13 protein-coding genes are annotated in these 15,670 nt (G+C 54.5%); 4 read left to right on the top strand and 9 right to left on the bottom strand.

The annotated features are described in order from the left end of the window. Positions 1-521 precede the first annotated feature (521 nt). A complete protein-coding gene (locus tag Q1A34_RS21650) occupies positions 522-1,268 on the top strand; it encodes an endonuclease/exonuclease/phosphatase family protein (protein WP_300039540.1) in 747 nt (248 codons plus the stop codon). Between the two features lie 18 nt (positions 1,269-1,286). On the opposite strand, the gene Q1A34_RS21645 is transcribed toward Q1A34_RS21650, so the two are convergent. The 4 genes from Q1A34_RS21645 to Q1A34_RS21630 form a co-directional block, all read right to left on the bottom strand. Then, entirely contained in the window at positions 1,287-2,759 is a 1,473-nt protein-coding gene (locus Q1A34_RS21645) for a hypothetical protein (RefSeq protein WP_300039538.1), read from the bottom strand. A gap of 925 nt (positions 2,760-3,684) precedes the next feature. Further along, on the bottom strand, positions 3,685-5,088 hold the full coding sequence (locus Q1A34_RS21640; RefSeq protein ID WP_300039537.1) for a hypothetical protein: 1,404 nt from the start codon (positions 5,086-5,088) through the stop codon (positions 3,685-3,687). A 62-nt stretch (positions 5,089-5,150) separates the two neighbouring features. Then, complete coding sequence (locus tag Q1A34_RS21635) at positions 5,151-5,792, bottom strand: NYN domain-containing protein (RefSeq protein WP_300039544.1); 642 nt, start codon at positions 5,790-5,792, stop codon at positions 5,151-5,153. A 169-nt stretch (positions 5,793-5,961) separates the two neighbouring features. Further along, entirely contained in the window at positions 5,962-6,249 is a 288-nt protein-coding gene (locus Q1A34_RS21630) for a DUF6471 domain-containing protein (protein ID WP_300039536.1), read from the bottom strand. Between the two features lie 97 nt (positions 6,250-6,346). Between Q1A34_RS21630 and Q1A34_RS21625 the strand changes: the two genes are divergently transcribed. Both Q1A34_RS21625 and Q1A34_RS21620 read left to right on the top strand, forming a co-directional pair. Beyond that, positions 6,347-7,309, top strand: a complete 963-nt coding sequence (locus Q1A34_RS21625) for an IS1595 family transposase (protein ID WP_300039535.1) — start codon at positions 6,347-6,349, stop codon at positions 7,307-7,309. A gap of 544 nt (positions 7,310-7,853) precedes the next feature. After that, positions 7,854-8,759: a hypothetical protein gene (locus Q1A34_RS21620; protein ID WP_300039533.1), complete on the top strand. Its 906-nt coding sequence runs from the start codon at positions 7,854-7,856 to the stop codon at positions 8,757-8,759. A 15-nt stretch (positions 8,760-8,774) separates the two neighbouring features. Here the strand turns inward: Q1A34_RS21620 and Q1A34_RS21615 are convergent, their stop codons facing one another. From Q1A34_RS21615 to Q1A34_RS21595, 5 genes are all read right to left on the bottom strand, one after another. Beyond that, positions 8,775-8,933, bottom strand: a complete 159-nt coding sequence (locus tag Q1A34_RS21615) for a hypothetical protein (RefSeq protein ID WP_300039531.1) — start codon at positions 8,931-8,933, stop codon at positions 8,775-8,777. Beyond that, the gene (locus Q1A34_RS21610) at positions 8,930-9,232 is read right to left on the bottom strand and encodes a hypothetical protein (protein ID WP_300039529.1); all 303 of its coding nucleotides are present in this window, start codon (positions 9,230-9,232) and stop codon (positions 8,930-8,932) included. The genes Q1A34_RS21615 and Q1A34_RS21610 overlap by 4 nt, the downstream gene beginning before the upstream one ends. Before the next feature lie 178 nt (positions 9,233-9,410). Further along, positions 9,411-11,597 (bottom strand): hypothetical protein, encoded by a 2,187-nt coding sequence (locus Q1A34_RS21605; RefSeq protein ID WP_300039527.1) that lies wholly within the window; start codon positions 11,595-11,597, stop codon positions 9,411-9,413. Between the two features lie 33 nt (positions 11,598-11,630). Continuing rightward, on the bottom strand, positions 11,631-12,737 hold the full coding sequence (locus tag Q1A34_RS21600; protein ID WP_300039526.1) for a hypothetical protein: 1,107 nt from the start codon (positions 12,735-12,737) through the stop codon (positions 11,631-11,633). A gap of 86 nt (positions 12,738-12,823) precedes the next feature. Further along, the gene (locus Q1A34_RS21595; protein WP_300039524.1) at positions 12,824-14,071 is read right to left on the bottom strand and encodes a hypothetical protein; all 1,248 of its coding nucleotides are present in this window, start codon (positions 14,069-14,071) and stop codon (positions 12,824-12,826) included. 179 nt (positions 14,072-14,250) lie between these two features. On the opposite strand from Q1A34_RS21595, the gene Q1A34_RS21590 reads away from it, so the two are divergent. Beyond that, positions 14,251-15,141, top strand: coding sequence for an IS66 family transposase (locus Q1A34_RS21590; RefSeq protein WP_366942881.1), 891 nt, complete (start codon positions 14,251-14,253; stop codon positions 15,139-15,141). The last annotated feature ends 529 nt before the right edge of the window (positions 15,142-15,670 follow it).

The raw sequence follows: 15,670 nt of genomic DNA, 5'->3' as shown, positions 1-15,670 counted from the left end.
GGAAGTGCAGGCGTCGGGTCTTGAGCCTTGGCAGCGGATGCCAAAATAATGACAGCGAGCATGCACTGAATTGATTTTAGGAAAGAACGCACAATGAAGTCCATTCGTGAAACAGTCTGATAAGGTCAAAACGATCATTTAACAATTTGTTTTGTCAAGTTCGGAAAGCCGCCGTTTAGCTGTAGCGCAGCGAAAGCCCGCTTTGTCCGCATAGCAGACGTTCACGGACACAAATTGTAGGAGCCGAAGGCGTAGCGTGTGGCCAACGTCCGTTCTGAGCCCATACAGTGAATTCAGTTTTCTCACTTCACGCGCAGTCAGCAACGGAAATGTAGATCCGTCACGGATGTGCACGCTGCAGTGCGGGAGGCAAAGTGGACATTGGCCAAAGACTGGCTAGGATAATACGAAAGGCTCCGTAGGATTCCTGTGGTCAATACATTGACGGGCGACACTTCAAGCCAAGCTGAAATTCTATCTTCGGTGTACCACAAGAGCGGTTGAAGGTAACTATGTCATAAATGAAACTGCTCTCATGGAATGTCTTCAACGAAAACACTGACGCAACGAGGATTGATACCTGCCTCGATTATGTCACACCGGACATTGTCTGTCTCCAAGAGGCATTGCCAATTCACCTGCAACGATTGCAAGCACGCTTTCCGCACATGTTGTTGGGTCGAGACTACATTCAACGCGGTTCATTGTGTCATCTCGCCATCGCCTCCAAACTGCCCCTGGACTCTTCCAAGGTATCGGCGCACTACCCTGAAAACAAACCGCACCCGTCACTATTCTCCCAACGGGCTGGATGGGTTGAATTTCTCGATAGCCTGTCAGCGAGGGTACAGATCCAAGACGGCAGTTGGCTGCAAATAGTCAATCTGCATACGTCTGCGGCAACAGGACCCTCAACACGTTTGACTGAAATGGAAGCGGTTGCCAAAGAACACCTCGAGGTAAATGGAAGATGTGTGGTCGCCGGGGACTTCAACATGTTCTCGCGTCCATGGTTGGCGGTATTTTTGGCTTTGCCCTTTGGTTTCCGACTGTCCGACGTAGCAACCTACGAAAAACAGTCGGTAGAAGCATGGTGGAGAGACAGGGGATTCAACCCGGCGACACGCGGCATCACCATGCCCAAATGGCGCTTGCAGTTGGACCAAGTATTCACAAGGGAGATCCGTGCTCTAAACGCTGAGATTGTGACGAATACTTTCGGCTCGGATCACTTTCCACTCATAGTCGAGCTGGATGCGAGTGAGTGAACTACAGCGCTCTGTCGTTTACCCTTCGCTCTTACCCGTCAGCCCGCCCTGTAGCAGACGCACCAAAACAATCGCGATCCAAACGAACGCTAACTTGTAGAAGTAGAAGCAGGCGATCCCGAACCCAGCGAGTATTAGCATCTGACGCAATCTAGGCCAACCCAATGGCCAAACAGATACTTTGGTCAGTTTTTCGAGCACTTCGTCCCTCTCCATCCTGTAGAGAGCTAAAACTTTTGCCGCCTTCTCCGGGTGGCTGACCGCAGCTTGAACTTGATTTCTCGCTTCGATTGCAGTGCGGCGTAGCAGGAAAGCAAGAACCACGGACACAAGAGCAAACACTACAATGACTGCAGGACCACCGATCTGAGAGTTGGGGTCGCCAAGTATGCCGGTATCGAACAAAAGGCCGAGATTCTTTAGGCCGCCATCTGCTGACACCAGATCATCAATGCCCGAGAACATGAACTGGAAGACGTTGCCCGGTTCGTTGCTTCGTAGGTATTCGTTCTGCAAACGCATCAGGAAAGCCATGATAAAACTGAGGATCGTAACCAAGATGCAGGGCTGCATGACTGGTTCAAAGTTTTCAAACCCCATCCGATCAAGCGGATCCGCCGATTTCAAGTTAGGTACAATGCGTAAATTTGATGATCCATGGCGGAGGCGAAAAACGGTTACCGCCAGAGAAAATACGAAGCAAAAGTAGATCATAAGCAACGAGAGTTGGATAGACATCAAAAAATAGACGTATGCTGAGAACCACCAGTTTACCGTCGCGCTTGGGACGACCGAGTGCGTAGGCAAGGCGATGCCTGCGTTACTTGCGAAAATTGCGGAGATGGACCAGTCGAGCTCTTGGCCCGCCATGTTTTGACAAAGGGCTGGGCGCTTGTCAGCCGTGACGTGCGTCAAAAGTTCTCCGTGTGTGAGAGGCGCGTGGACGACGCAATACCAGTCATTAAACATTGTCCAGGCGATAAGCAGGAAGATCACGAACCCCGATATGGAAAAGGTTATCCACATGTAGCGAACCATCTTCTTGAGTTCCGGTACAACTTTGCTTTCATTGCTTGGCGCTGACCAGTCGCTGGCGCAGAACATCCCGTGCGCTAACATGTTGCGAAATACCCTCTGCATCTGCTGAACTGAACTGAAGGCAAAGAACAAAGAGAATGGCATCAGCACCACAAGGACCGGCCACCAGTTGATGGCAAAACTGTATCCAACTTGTTTCTCGACGCAGTGCCCATTTTGCACATCTGCGAGGACGCAGAGATCGCCGTCGAAAGTCTCCGTAGGCATATAGTAGACGACTGAACCTACCGGCGACGCAAGCACAGCGAAGACAAACGGCAGTACGCCCAGCAAGAACGTGATAGCCAGAATGAAGAACGGGTTTGTCCGCCAGAAGGCACGAACCGTACGAACTAGAGCAGGCTGATCGTTAAAAATCGCGGCCTGTCCCGGATCAACGTTCTCATCATTCATGATTTTCTCCTAACTACTCAACTTGCGCTCGGCCGAAGAGCAAAGCTGCCTAATAGCACGCCAAGTGTCAGAATCCGCTCGAAATTTGGGATACCAAGCGCGTAAATCATCTGTGGAAATCTTGCGAAGGTGGTTTCGTTTCGCCCATTCAAAACCGATCATCCTGCCCAAGGCCCAAAGTTCGGCGCGGACTCTAGACCGCTCGTGTGACGCTACGCGTTGCGACATGACGTCCACCAGATCATGCCATCCGCTGTCATCCTCGACGCAAAATTCCAATAATGCGAAACCTTTGCACCGTCCCGTACAGAAGCGCGTGTACCAACGTTGATGCAAGTCGTCATCGAACTCGAGGTTCTGGAGAGCGTCAAATGCCTGCGGACATCTGTTCCCGTCTGTCCGGAAGCCGCCAATCAGTTTCCCCGGACAAACGGGAGATACAGCGCTTTCAAGTGCGCCAAAAACGCCACAAGCCTGTAACTGAACAGGCCCACTGGCTGATAAATGAGACGAAAAAGTAACGGTCAGAAACAATACCGCCAAACCACGTTCAAAAAAACGATCAATTTTGGACAATTTCTGCCTCAGTGGGAAAAGTTGTGTGAACAAATAGGATTTAATTAATGTGAAAATATTGTCATGCGCCCGCAGTTAAAGCAAGCATGTTTCAACTTGGCACGCTATGATCGCGCAAAGCCACCTATCCAAAGGCCATTGAGGGTACTGGTGTGGCAAACCTTTGACACTGTATTGGCCGACAGGTTGAGAAGCGCAGATCCCGAAGTGACTTTCGCGCAAAGGAAAAAAGACTTTCCTTATACACCAGCGTAGCTTGAAAGCAGCTAATGTGGGGATTGCTATTTCATCCGGAAGAACGATGACGGCCAAAAAATACTAAGCTCTGTGTTGATTTACTCACTCAAATTCAGAGCGCTGCCAGATATCGTAATCCATTCACACTTGGGAGAAAGAAATACTCGCCTCCAACCAATTTGACGAACGTCTTAACCTTGGCTCGGTAGCGCAACGGCTCGACGGGTATCGCCATCTCACCATCAGGGCCAATCAAGGGGTCGGTTTCCTCATAGAGCGTTGAGAAATCCGAGTTCATTAGCCATGTTTGCTGCGTGAACTCAAACTGTCTGGCGATATCGGTGTTCAAGCAGATGAATAGAAGACCGCGTTCTTTCCCATCATCTTCGAGCTTGTTTTCGATTTTTGTTCCGTACTTACGTGCGCGTCTCAGGATGCGATGGTTGTTCGCAGCATCCGAGAGAGTCTGTTTCATATCTTCTTTAGGAGCCAAGCTGTCGCGCGGGTTTGATCGGCGTACATGGCTGCCAAGCGGGCATCCTGTAACATGCCGGTCTTCGTCAAAGTAGCGGAACCCATTATCAATCTCGCCGTTTGGACCGTTGGGAATACGTCCTTCGGGACGAAGTCCGCATCCGTCGACGCCCCGCCCGACCATCTTCTCTGCAACCCAGGTAGCGTCTACGTCTTTCGCCTCAGAATCCTGTTTGCAGAGTGTGCTAGCAGCCTCTTGCATGCCCTTCCAAAACGCGGGAACATCTTGGTGCAACTGCCGAACGACCATGTAACTGCCGTTGCGACCCAAATCGCGGAAGACGAGAGCATCATTTTGTTCCGGCAGTGGGTTGTCAGCAATGTCACGCACCATCGGTCCGGGTGGGATTTCCTGATGGCCGTTCACGTGCCCCAAGAGGATTTCTCCCAGACGCACACCACGTACAGGATCAGGTTCCAGAGCCAGTTTCCCGTCGACTTCGACGGCGCTCGTCTTTTTGCTGTCAGCCCTGGGTTCATCATAAGGTATCGGCTGAGAGATGCCGTCAGCAAACCCAAAATGCTCACGGCTAAAGTTGCGACCTTCTTCAACATCCAGCACCAAAGGTAAGCTATGAACGATGGCAACATTCTGGTTTGTTAAAAGCTTCTCGATCTCTTTCGTCTTGGTCTCAACATCTTTGCGCTCCTGTGCATAAAGCAAGACCATTGCATGGACCGTCGTCGCGGTTTTAACGGATGTTTCATCGTCTGTTTGATCGGCCTTCACCGATTCCGAATGGGCCGCACTGGCAACATTGCCGCTCCAGATAGGTCCGCCCTCAATGACTGTATCGAGCCAATTGGATTTGCGACGGTCACCCAGTCGGCGCAATCGGTCTTCTTGCATCATGCCTTCGCGAAACGGGTCGGAGAAAGAAGCCAATTCTTCTTCGGATAGCCCAAGGTTACGCAAACCACTCGCTGTGATATGATGAACCGCATCACGCTTGAAATCATCACTGCAATTGCTTGTCCCCATGTCGGCCTCCTTGCCTCAAAGTTATGGCATTATGGAGCAAACTCACCAAATAGGGTTATTTTCTATTTCGGCCTTTCATCTGGATGTACCCAACCCTCTGGGGGCGTGTACTCACGTGGCCTTCGGGCAGCGGGCGGTCCAACCAAAATCTCAGGCATAACGCATCGCTCAATATGCTCTGGAGTGAGTTTAAGTTTGGCGCTTGCATGATCCCCGATGTGAACTGAAAAGTTGCGATCTGGCGGTGCTACCGTTGTGAATTTTTTATTAGGGAATTTGGCTCTAAACATCTTTGCTGTAGCAGATTGGTCTGAGTCTTGAGATACCAGATAGACGTGGTCTACCTCGTCCATAAATGCATCGTGCAAAAGATGGATTGCTACATTTATGTCGCCAGCTTTTTCGGTTGGCTTCTTCCAAGCATGGTCGCACTCGCGACAGTCAACATCCTCATAAACGTAATGCCCCAGCTGCACATCAACGCCCTTAATCTTCAGCGCCTGAACGAACTGTTGGTGCCGCCATTTCTTCCTCTCGTCTGGATAGTAAGCCGTGCAATAGCAAACCTTTACAAGGGTTTCTGACTTACTTGGAATGATGATTTCGCCCAGCTTCCAATAGTCAGCCCACTTAAGATGAGCTTGGTTCAAATCGTCGATTGCGTGGTATAAATTAAAACCATCTATGTATAAGCCTGCTCGAATTTTAAATCTCCGCTCTTGATAAAGTAGTGCGTATGTTCTATATGAGCCATATCAACGCGATGTGGTACGCCACTAGCACGCCCTCGGCTCCGGCTGAGGGTTTCGTTGTTTTTAGGGGCAAAAACAAATGTTTACTAGCCTAAACTCGACTTGGTTTGATGCCAAACGCTTACTTACCCTTCGGCGCTAACTCTATGTCGAGTGCAGCCATGCACTGCAACAGGAACGCAGAACTAAAGCCGCCACGGCTTATCTTGTTCGCCACGCCCCCAGAACTCATATCGACACCTATCACAGACAAGCGGGCTGTTAGCTGGTCAACGGTCACGCCTTTTGACCGCATGGCCTCGCGGACCAGTTCACGCGCCTTATCCTCATATTCCGCGTTCACAGGGTTAGCCTTACGCGCAACAGGCTTGGGCGGCGCAGGTTTCTGCGCTCTATCAATCGTATTCATGGGTCACCTTTTTTGGAATAACCATATTCGGTGAATATAGGTGTTGACGCGGGGTCTGTCCACTGCCATAAGTAACTCACCAAATAAGGTGAGTATTATGTCGCAACACTTCCTCTTGTCACCCGCAGTCAAAACGCTTTCACTTGTGAAGGTCATGCGCATGTCACACGAAGAAGCCCGCGACGCATTTCGCAATATCCGCTTTGCTGATACCGATGGTGAGCCATATTGCCCAGAATGTGGCTGCTGTGAAGCCTACGACCTCAAAACACGCCAAGTATACAAGTGCAAAGGCTGCGCTAAGCAATACAGCCTGACCTCCGGCACGATCTTCGCAAGCCGCAAACTGGCAATCCGCGATATTCTGGCGGCAATCGCTATCTTTATAAATGGCGCGAAGGGCTACAGCGCGTTGCAATTGTCCCGCGACCTGTCGGTTGATTACAAAACCGCGTTCGTTCTGCTGCACAAGGTCCGCGAAAGCATAGAGATTGCCCGTGATGCTGGCGCTCTTTCTGGCTCGGTTGAGGTCGATGGCGCATACTTCGGTGGCTACGTGAAGCCTGCCAATGAAAAGAAGGATCGCAAGGACCGCCGCAAGAAGGTTCACCAGTCGGGCAAGCGCCAAAGCGTTATCGTCATGCGTGAACGCGGCGGTCGCACACTTACCTATGTGACCCGCTCCGAAGCCGAAGGCGTGGCCCTTGTTGCCGCAAACGTCACACACGGCACAGTGGTACACGCAGACGAAGCATCACATTGGGACAAGCTGGCCGCTTACTTCCCAATAAAGCGCATCAACCACCAAGAGGCGTATTCAAGGGATGGTGCCTGCACCAATCAAGCGGAGTCATTCTTTAGCCGACTGCGCCGCGCAGAGGTTGGCACACACCATCACATCGCGGGCAAGTATCTAGGCGCGTATGCCGCTGAAATGGCATGGCGCGAGGACGTGAACCGTCAGGCCAACGGTCACCAGTTTGCTATGGTGATTGGGGCTGTGACTGCTGCGCCTGTGTCCCGTCAGTGGGCAGGATACTGGCAGCGCCACGCTGTATAAAAAATGGGTGACGATTTCTCGCCACCCTAGTCAGGTTTCATACAGGCCACTAAAGCCGCAAACGCATAGCCAAGTAGCGGGGTTCGATCAGCCTAGGCTAGCGGCTGCGCCAGTGGGCGCAGACATGCTCAACCTGACCAAAGCGGACGCGCTCGTATGCGTTCACAAAGACACCAGTTTTCATGCCCCAACTCCTTATGAGAGGGTTTTCCTTGAAAAGGGGCAGAACTCTTGTCATATTGCGAGTGTTGAGTCCGCATTTTTGACAGGGGCCTGCCCCTTCATTTTTGCCGCTAAGGAGGTCGATCCGCGTTTCGCTGGTCGGCCTTTCCTTTTAGTCTCCCTGCAACGCCGCACGGCTTACGGAGCAGGGCTAGACAGGTATCTTCATGGCGAATCCTTCTACATCTTGCGGGTAAACCCGTGGGGCCAACAAATACGTAGCGCGGGGTCTAGTCAAGTCTCAAAACAGCGTAGAGCGCAAAAACAGCGTTGAAGTCTAGAATTAGCTCTGTTAGGGTCGCGGAAGAAGCGGAGTGATGTAATGACGAAAATCAAAAGTCCCAACTACCCAAGCGTTGGCTTGGCTGACGCGATCGATAGAGTCGCGAAGATCGAGGCAGCGTATCGATCTTCGGCAGCATCACGCGAAGATGCTGCAAAACTGCTTGGCTATTCCTCTCTAAGCGGTCCGGCGACCAAGACACTGGGCGCGTTGGCCTCGTATGGACTCACGGAGCGGGCTGGCAAAGGCATGCTTCGAGTGACGCCGCTTGCAAGGGCAATTTTACACCCCAACAGTGACGTTGAAAGGGCAGATGCCACCAAAAGGGCCGGACTTACTCCGGCGCTCTTTCAGGAGATTAGCGAACACTTCTCCGACATTCCTGTTCCGCCGGAGCAGGGAGTAATTACCTTTCTAAACAGGGCTGGGTTCCACCCTACAGCGGTTCCCAAAGCAGCTAACGCATTCCTAAACACAGTAGAGATGTTGGAGCGACTGGAAGTCTCCGAAAGTCATGGAGTTGGCGTCGATGAAGATGCAGGATCAGAATCACCGGATCAAAAGTTCGGTGGCGCATCGGTTGGCGATTTCATTCAATGGGAAAGCCAAGGTGCGCTGCAACTTGAAAAACCTCTACGCGTCCGGTGGGTTTCAGACGATGGGACACATTTGGCCGTAGAGGGCAGCGATACAGGGATTCCTATGAACCAAGCTATTGTCCAGGACCCGCCACAGGCGACTACACCCCCACCGCAATCACCTCCGCCAGTCAATGCAAGCGCACCAGAAATCGCAAAGGAAGGCCACCGCAAAGCGGTGTTTCCGGTTTCAGAGGGCGACGTAACCTTCGTGTTCCCCGAGGGAATGACTCTTGATGGGATTGAAGAACTTGAAGCGTACTTGGCGGTATTTCTGAAAAAGGAAAAGCGCCAAGCCCAGCAATAAGAGATTAAGGGCGGCTCACTGGTCGCCCTTTTTCAATGTCCAAAGCTTGCACACACCATCCATGCCAGCCTCAACGATCAGCCCGTCTTTCTTGATGGTGTTTATGGAAATGCCGATACGCTTTCGCAGCAGGCGCAAGGTGTCCACGTCACCCTCTATCATTTGATCTATCACCCAAGCGCCCGCGATCTGGCGGGCTGTGAGCGGTTCGGAAGCTCCCTTAGCTGTGTCAGGATAAAGCGCTTCAAATGACCCTTAGGCGCTGTGTGGCGCGGTATAAATCCGTCATGGTATGTTGTCGGTGGTTTGGCTGTCGGGTCGAACAGCGCAACGCAGGCGTCAATATGCTTGATGTTTGTGCGCACCCGCTCTGCCTCTGCGGTGATCTTGCCAAGCAGCTTGGTCAACTCTTTCCGCTTGGCGTTCAGGCCCGAAACGGTGTTAGGGCGTTCATATTCTACAGTGTTTTCCATGCCCCGTTTATGGCTCACCATTTAAGATTATGCAATAACCTTATTTGGTGAGTTTGCTCCATAATGCCGCAAAGTTAGGGGGCAAAGCGTCTACAAATCTAGGGGCACCTCATTGAGAATTATGCCTGCAACAGCAGAAAAATGCAAACTGTTGCCGAATGCGACAGAGCAGGCTGAATCAACCGTCTTTTTTTTGTTTGCCCTCGTGCCTTTTAATTAGTCTCTGTGTCGCCTCATAGGTCGACTTGTCGAAGGCGTTGCGCGCATCCCGGCCGAGGCGTTTCAGCGCCTCCATCGCGGCTTTGTGATCGCCATCCTTTGCTGTGAATCGCCCACCGGCGTAGCGCCTGTAGCGCCTCCCGGCATCGATTCCGAAACAGCGCTGGATGTTCGCAGCGATTGGGTCGTTGATAGGCTTGCCTTTTTGGGATCTGTTTTCAAGAACCTCTTCCAGCGTCTGGCGCGCCTCGTTGAGCGCGGCGGAGCCGCCCAAAGCGATGAAGGTGCCGATGTCTGGGCGCAACAGTTTGACGACGTCCTGCTCGTCGGCCATGGACTTGGGTGCCGCGACCTGGATCGTGAGCACGTTGGACGGTGCGATCAACTCGCGGTCGTCGAAGGGGTTGGCGGGATCGCCGCCCTGGAAAACCGTGCCCAAGACCTGAATTTCGTAGAGTCCCGGCTCGGCGAAGGCAAAGCCGCCCGAGCCGTAGTGGATCTGGATGTTGTCAGAGATGCTCTGACCATCCTGTACTGTATCCATGGCGAAGAAATCCAAGTCCATGCAGCGCTCGACGATGGGCTGGAAGTGATGCGCACCCTCATGACCGGGCCCGCCCGTGCCGACACGTCGTACGAGGACCTCGAGGAAGCTGCCCTTGGGGTCGAGCAGTTTGCGGTCCAGCTGCATGGGCTGGCCGCTGCGGTTGGTCAGGGTGACTTGAACAAATAGCGGTTGCCCGAGCATGATGACCGGCCCGCCAATGGGTGGGTCGAGGTGCAGATCGACGATTGTAAGCGGTACCTCTGGCGCGTAGGGCGTGTAATTGCCGCTGCCGTCTTTCCAGTAGGGCACCGAGTGGAAGGCGGAACCGCCGGGGATGACCGCGTGGCGCGGGGCGTGGCGCAGGAACTCCAGCTCGTCCAGATCGAAGGAGAAGTCGAACTTGTCCCAGAATTCGGCCGCGCGGTTGCCACCGCGATAACGCCAGTCGTAGTTCATGATCGAGGTGCTGTCGGCATGCCCCACCTCGCGCTCGAAACGGTGGGCGAGGTTCAAACCATGGCCGATTTCATGGGCGGTGGTCTGAATGATCTTGCGGTGCGTCTGGGTGGACACGCGCTCGCGGATTTCGCCGTCAAAGACTGCGGTGCCTTGTCTGGGCAGCACGGCGGAGGTGTCAAACATGACACCCAGCAGGCCGGGACGCTTGGATTTGCCAAGCCAGAGGAGCTGCTGCCGCCATGCCGCACGCGAAGTGTCGGCCTCGGCCATTTCGACCATCAGCGCGTGTAGTTCGGCAGTCCCCCAGCCCGGCGCCTCGCGCGGGATAAGGCTGTCGGTGCCGGCTGGCACGACTTCGATACCTGCTTTGGCGAAGACCTTTTCATAGGTTATTTCATCGCCGTCCTTGTCGAAGATGGGCGGTGCTTCGGTGCCGCGTTCGCGCTCGAGCTCGACGCCAAGTTGGCGCATTGCAGTCGAAGACCATTCGGCTGACATATCGAAGCGTTGTCGCTGCGGCAGCCCGGGCACGCGGCCATCGGCGTAGAGCGTGACTTTCAGCTGTTTCGGCGCGCTGCCGGGTGTGAGGGCAAGCGTGCCGGGCACGGTGGTGTGGTCAGCTGTTTGGTAGATCACGGGCCAGGGTTGTGGGTCGCTGACCGATACCATGAGCCCCGGTTTAGTCCGGAAAGAGGTAACAAAATCGCGCTGCCCGAAGCTGACGCCAAACAGGTCGCCCGAGATCACCTTGGAGCCCTGGAAATCCACCCGCAGGTCAAGCGCCAGCTTGTGATTCCCGCCAAGATAACGACCGTCGGTCGCGCGGCCGACAACCTGTGGCAGGGTTTTTCCGCATTGCGTGCAGATTTTTCGCACGGTATCTCCGGAAGGACCGTTGCCGCCGCCGGTGACCCCATCGGGCGGGAAATGCACGACCGGAAAGCCGTGATCGACAGGTTCGAAATCACCTGCAGGCCCGGTACCGCCACCAGTGACCCCATCGGGTGGGAAGTGGATCGGCGGGAAGTCGCCCTGTCCGGGTCCGGGCGCGGCGCCGCTGCGGATGACTGAAACGCGACCCTGCGCATCAAACACGATTTCAACGGGGCCGGTCTGCCCCTGGAGCCAAAGATTGTTCATAACGCCCCCCTGCGTTGCTATAACTGTCCCGTTCTATCTATTTTTGGCGCCGACGATGTTGACGTCGGCGATGGATAATCCGCAGGTCTGTGGCTGCTCTTGGTCTTTGAGGATCCAATCGTAGGATTCATAGGCAAAGGCGACGGGTTTGATGTAGGTTCGGTCGAAGGACAGTGTGTTTCCCTGAAACCCCAGAAAATTCAGTGCGTTCGACTTGTTCGACGTATCAAGGCTCTGATTGGCGGTTGTCAGCGCATCGGTCAGCGCCTTGAGCTGCTTGCCGTCCGGGTCAGTCTCGGAGATCGTGATGTCGAGGTTAACGTTTCCGGGCACCGCAAGCGTTGTGGTCGGAATTTGCGTCGGATCGCGCAATTGCGCGGCGGCAAGCTGCGCGACCTTCGCGCCCGAATAGGTAAAGACCAGCCGACGTGTCAGGTAGGTGCGGGTAATCACAGCGATATCGCAGATGCGCTCGCCGCTGCACATCTCTTCGATTCCGTTGCTGTCTGCGAGCGCGCGCATGACTTCGGCACCTGTTTTGGCCGCGCTCTGGCTCTGACCTTGTGTAGGACTGCAAATCCTGTGCACGTACTCGCCCCCAAAGCGCCCGGCAGAGGCTGCAGCGCCTAGCGGTACACCAAAAGAGCGCGAGTCGGTGAAATCGAGCGAGACCTGTTCGCTGGCGCCAAAAGACAGCCCAAAGGATTGCGTGAACCCGTAGCCGCCGAAAGAGCCGGCCGAGGTGGCGACCCCGGTAATGACAGGGAAGGGCGCCAGCGGCAGGGTCACGCGCGTCCCGTTGTTGAGGGCCACAGACCCGGATGCGAAATCTGTCTGGTCGGGCTTGACGTCGAACTTGACCTTCTTGTCATCTGAGCCGGTCTCTTGCGTATCGGTGTCGAGGTGATTGATACGTGTAGCAAGATAGCGGTTAGCTTCGCTGCGCATGCTCGCAAGGGTGCCCAGCCAGATTGAGTAGGTATCATCGATCGTGGGGTTTTCGCGTTTGTAGGAACGCAAAAAGACGTCGCCGACCTGGAATTCTTCGCGGGGCGGGTAGACCGGTGTGAGCCGCTGTGCGCGCACGGTCTCTTCGTATTTTTCCAATAGGTCGTCGTTGGGAACGGCTGTACAGGCCACAAGCAACCCCGCGGCTGTAAGCAGGCCCAGTCCTGCTCCGGGGCGGCGGTGGTTTTTGGGTCGCTGAAACACTTGCTCTCTCCTGTTTATTGCGCGCTAACGGTGCGGCAGAGGACCTTGTCGTCTTTGGAGCGCAGATTGGCCCGTTGCTGGATGGCGGGCGGGTTCAGGGCCACTTGCTGGCCTGCCAACAGAGCATTCCAATCGTCTTTGCTGGCGTCGATGCAGGCATAGGTGATGTGGACTCCCCGATACTGTGAGGGGATGAAAGGCGCTGGGTCAACGCCGCCGCAGAAAGATTTGACACCGTCTTCGGGCCAGCTGCACTCGGCCAGCCCCTCACATTTCGCGCGCATGATCGCGGTGACATTGCATTGCCCGCCAGAACCGGGTGCACCGGGCAAACGCCCGAAGGTCGCACCGATCACATGCAGGCCGCGCGGTTTCCTGTCGAGCAGAGCATCGGCAGCGGCAATGAGTGCTGTGAGCGTGGCGGTATCGGTGGGCTTGAGTGTGAGCGCCTTGGCCTCTGGCGTGTCCAGGGTCTCGGTCAGGACAACGGCCTGTGAGGTCATCCGGCTGCGCGTGTCTTCTTCGGGAAGGGCGTCGGCGATCTTGGCGCTCAGGTCGCGCAGGGCCTTGATGTCGCCGTTGGTGAGTGGCGACCGTACTTCTTCATCCAGACCGAGCACCTCGTCGAGCGAGGCGATGCGGTCATTGAGTGCCGTGCGGTAGAAAGTGAGTTGTGTATCACGCAGAGAATTCAGAAGATCCGTAAACTGACCCGGCCGGATCTCACCGTTTTTCAATGCGTCGGTTTCATTGATGAGCGTGTTCAGGTCATCGGCCCGGTCCTGCGCTGCAGCCAGTGGCCGTTGTGCGTTGAGTGTGCGGAGCTTGAGATACAACTCGTCGAAATCGTTGCGAAGATCCGCTGGGTTTTCGACCGCTTCAGGGTCGATTCTGTCGTTCATTGTTCTGGCGAGTTTCGAAAGATGGTCAAAGGGCGTATCTTCCTGATAGGCCACAATCGACTGCCGTAAGGTCTCAACCGCTGTTGCAATGGAAAGGTTGCCATTGAGCGCATCGATGCGGGAAGCGGTTCCGTTCAGGGCCCTAATTGTACTTGCGGCATTTCCGGATCTGGCCATGTCGATCGCAGCTTGCAGGGTATCCAATGCTGTACCGAGCTCTTCGCTGATCGTTTCAGTCTGTCCGATCTCCATAGCCAGATCCGTCACGGCCGAGGGAGTGGCTTGAGCATGTAACGCACTTGAAAAGTTAAGGGAAAGCGCGGTCACCGCTGCAAATGAGTATAGTGGCTTTGATGGCATATTGCCGTTCCCAAAATTTTTAAAAAAACAATCCCATGATCATAGCTCGGGCTACGATCTGTCAACCTTTGGTGGAAGAAGAATAGCTTTTGTCACGTACGAGTCACAAAATTTTTGAGATGCCCTTTAATGATATTTGCAGAAGTCACTGTGGATAGGGCACCACTTGGCTCCATGGCATTACAACGGTCCTATACCAGAGCGATTATCTGTCCAAGACGCCGCGCGCTCGACTAGTCACCGTTTCACGCGCCGTCTCTCAGAAAGCCGTCTTCGCAGACGATACGCCGGTAAAGATGTTGGCCCCCGGCACTGGCAAGACAGCGACCGCGCGCCTTTGGGCCTATGGCCGGGATGAAAGACCATGGGGCAGCGATGTCCCACCCGCCAGTTGGTATCAGTTCTCCCCAGATCGCAAAGGGCAGCATCCCAAGGGCCATCTCGCAAAGTATCAGGGCTGGATGCACGCAGACGGCTATGCCGGGTTCGAAGATATCTACCGCTCCGGCGATATCAAAGAGGTCGCATGCATGGCGCATGCCAGGCGTAAGTTCGTAGATGTCCACCGCGCCCAAGGCTCAGCCATCGCCGACGAGGCCATCAAACGCATCGCGCAGCTCTACGCGGTCGAGAAGGCGGTGCGCGGGTCGCCACCAGACAAGCGCGTCGATATCCGGCAAGCAAAGGCAAAACCGATCTTCCACGATCTGGAAGCCTGGCTACACGCCCAACTGCCCAGTATCTCTGCGAAATCACCGCTGGCCGGTGCGATCCGCTATGCACTCACGCGCATGGCGCGACTGAAGCCATACCTCGACCATGGCGTTCTGGAGTTAGACAACAACACAGCCGAACGGGCCATGCGGTCGATAGCAATCGGGCGAAAAAACTACCTGTTCGTCGGATCACAAACCGGTGGCCACACCGCCGCTATCGCCTACACCTTGATCGAAACCGCCAAACTGAATTGTATCGATCCGCAGGCATGGCTGGCCGATACCCTTGCCCGCATCCCAGACTACAAGATCAACCGTGTCGATGACCTGCTGCCATGGAAAATTCCCCCATAGGGACGGTTAGACCGGTTGCTTACGGATTTGATGTCGTTTATCCCGATTGAATGACCGCATCGGTGACGTGAGCCGCAACGCCGCGACAACCATTCCGCAAGCGCGAAGTGATGCTGTGTCAGCAAACACCAAAAAATGAATGCCGGCAGAGTCCGCACACTATCGGTTCGTGCTACTCCAAATTTCGCGTCTGTAGCGAAAGTCGGCAATGCGGGCTGCGAGCGCAGCGTCCCGAGTGGATGGTCAATTTCTCTTATGGGCCGGTCGATCCCTTCGGACCAAACCTGTCCATGACGGGGGATTTCAATAACTTAAATCCGTATATTGGCATCTCAGGTCAAAATCGAAGTACTGGAATCGACACTTCTGGACGAGAGGGCAGATACGATTGGTCAGAACATCAACGCACTGTCGAAGGCAGGCTTCAGTATTCCAGTTTGTTCAGATGAGCCAGGCAGCAGATTGACAACGGTCTATCAGCGACAAAGCCTGGTTCTCTGATGAAGACCACACTGTTCCGGCAGCTCGG

It is taken from the genome of uncultured Roseobacter sp. (assembly GCF_947491795.1).
In the GTDB taxonomy this organism is placed as follows: domain Bacteria; phylum Pseudomonadota; class Alphaproteobacteria; order Rhodobacterales; family Rhodobacteraceae; genus Roseobacter.
This window is presented reverse-complemented; position numbering and strand designations above follow the sequence as displayed.

What these genes read in the sequence shown, in the direction of transcription:
- Q1A34_RS21610 (WP_300039529.1), bottom strand. Translation starts at nt 9,232, where the DNA reads ATGGAAAACACTGTAGAATATGAACGCCCTAACACCGTTTCGGGCCTG.
- Q1A34_RS21595 (WP_300039524.1), bottom strand. Translation starts at nt 14,071, where the DNA reads ATGCCATCAAAGCCACTATACTCATTTGCAGCGGTGACCGCGCTTTCC.
- Q1A34_RS21625 (WP_300039535.1), top strand. Translation starts at nt 6,347, where the DNA reads ATGTCGCAACACTTCCTCTTGTCACCCGCAGTCAAAACGCTTTCACTT.
- Q1A34_RS21645 (WP_300039538.1), bottom strand. Translation starts at nt 2,759, where the DNA reads ATGAATGATGAGAACGTTGATCCGGGACAGGCCGCGATTTTTAACGAT.
- Q1A34_RS21620 (WP_300039533.1), top strand. Translation starts at nt 7,854, where the DNA reads ATGACGAAAATCAAAAGTCCCAACTACCCAAGCGTTGGCTTGGCTGAC.
- Q1A34_RS21605 (WP_300039527.1), bottom strand. Translation starts at nt 11,597, where the DNA reads ATGAACAATCTTTGGCTCCAGGGGCAGACCGGCCCCGTTGAAATCGTG.
- Q1A34_RS21630 (WP_300039536.1), bottom strand. Translation starts at nt 6,249, where the DNA reads ATGAATACGATTGATAGAGCGCAGAAACCTGCGCCGCCCAAGCCTGTT.
- Q1A34_RS21650 (WP_300039540.1), top strand. Translation starts at nt 522, where the DNA reads ATGAAACTGCTCTCATGGAATGTCTTCAACGAAAACACTGACGCAACG.
- Q1A34_RS21640 (WP_300039537.1), bottom strand. Translation starts at nt 5,088, where the DNA reads ATGGGGACAAGCAATTGCAGTGATGATTTCAAGCGTGATGCGGTTCAT.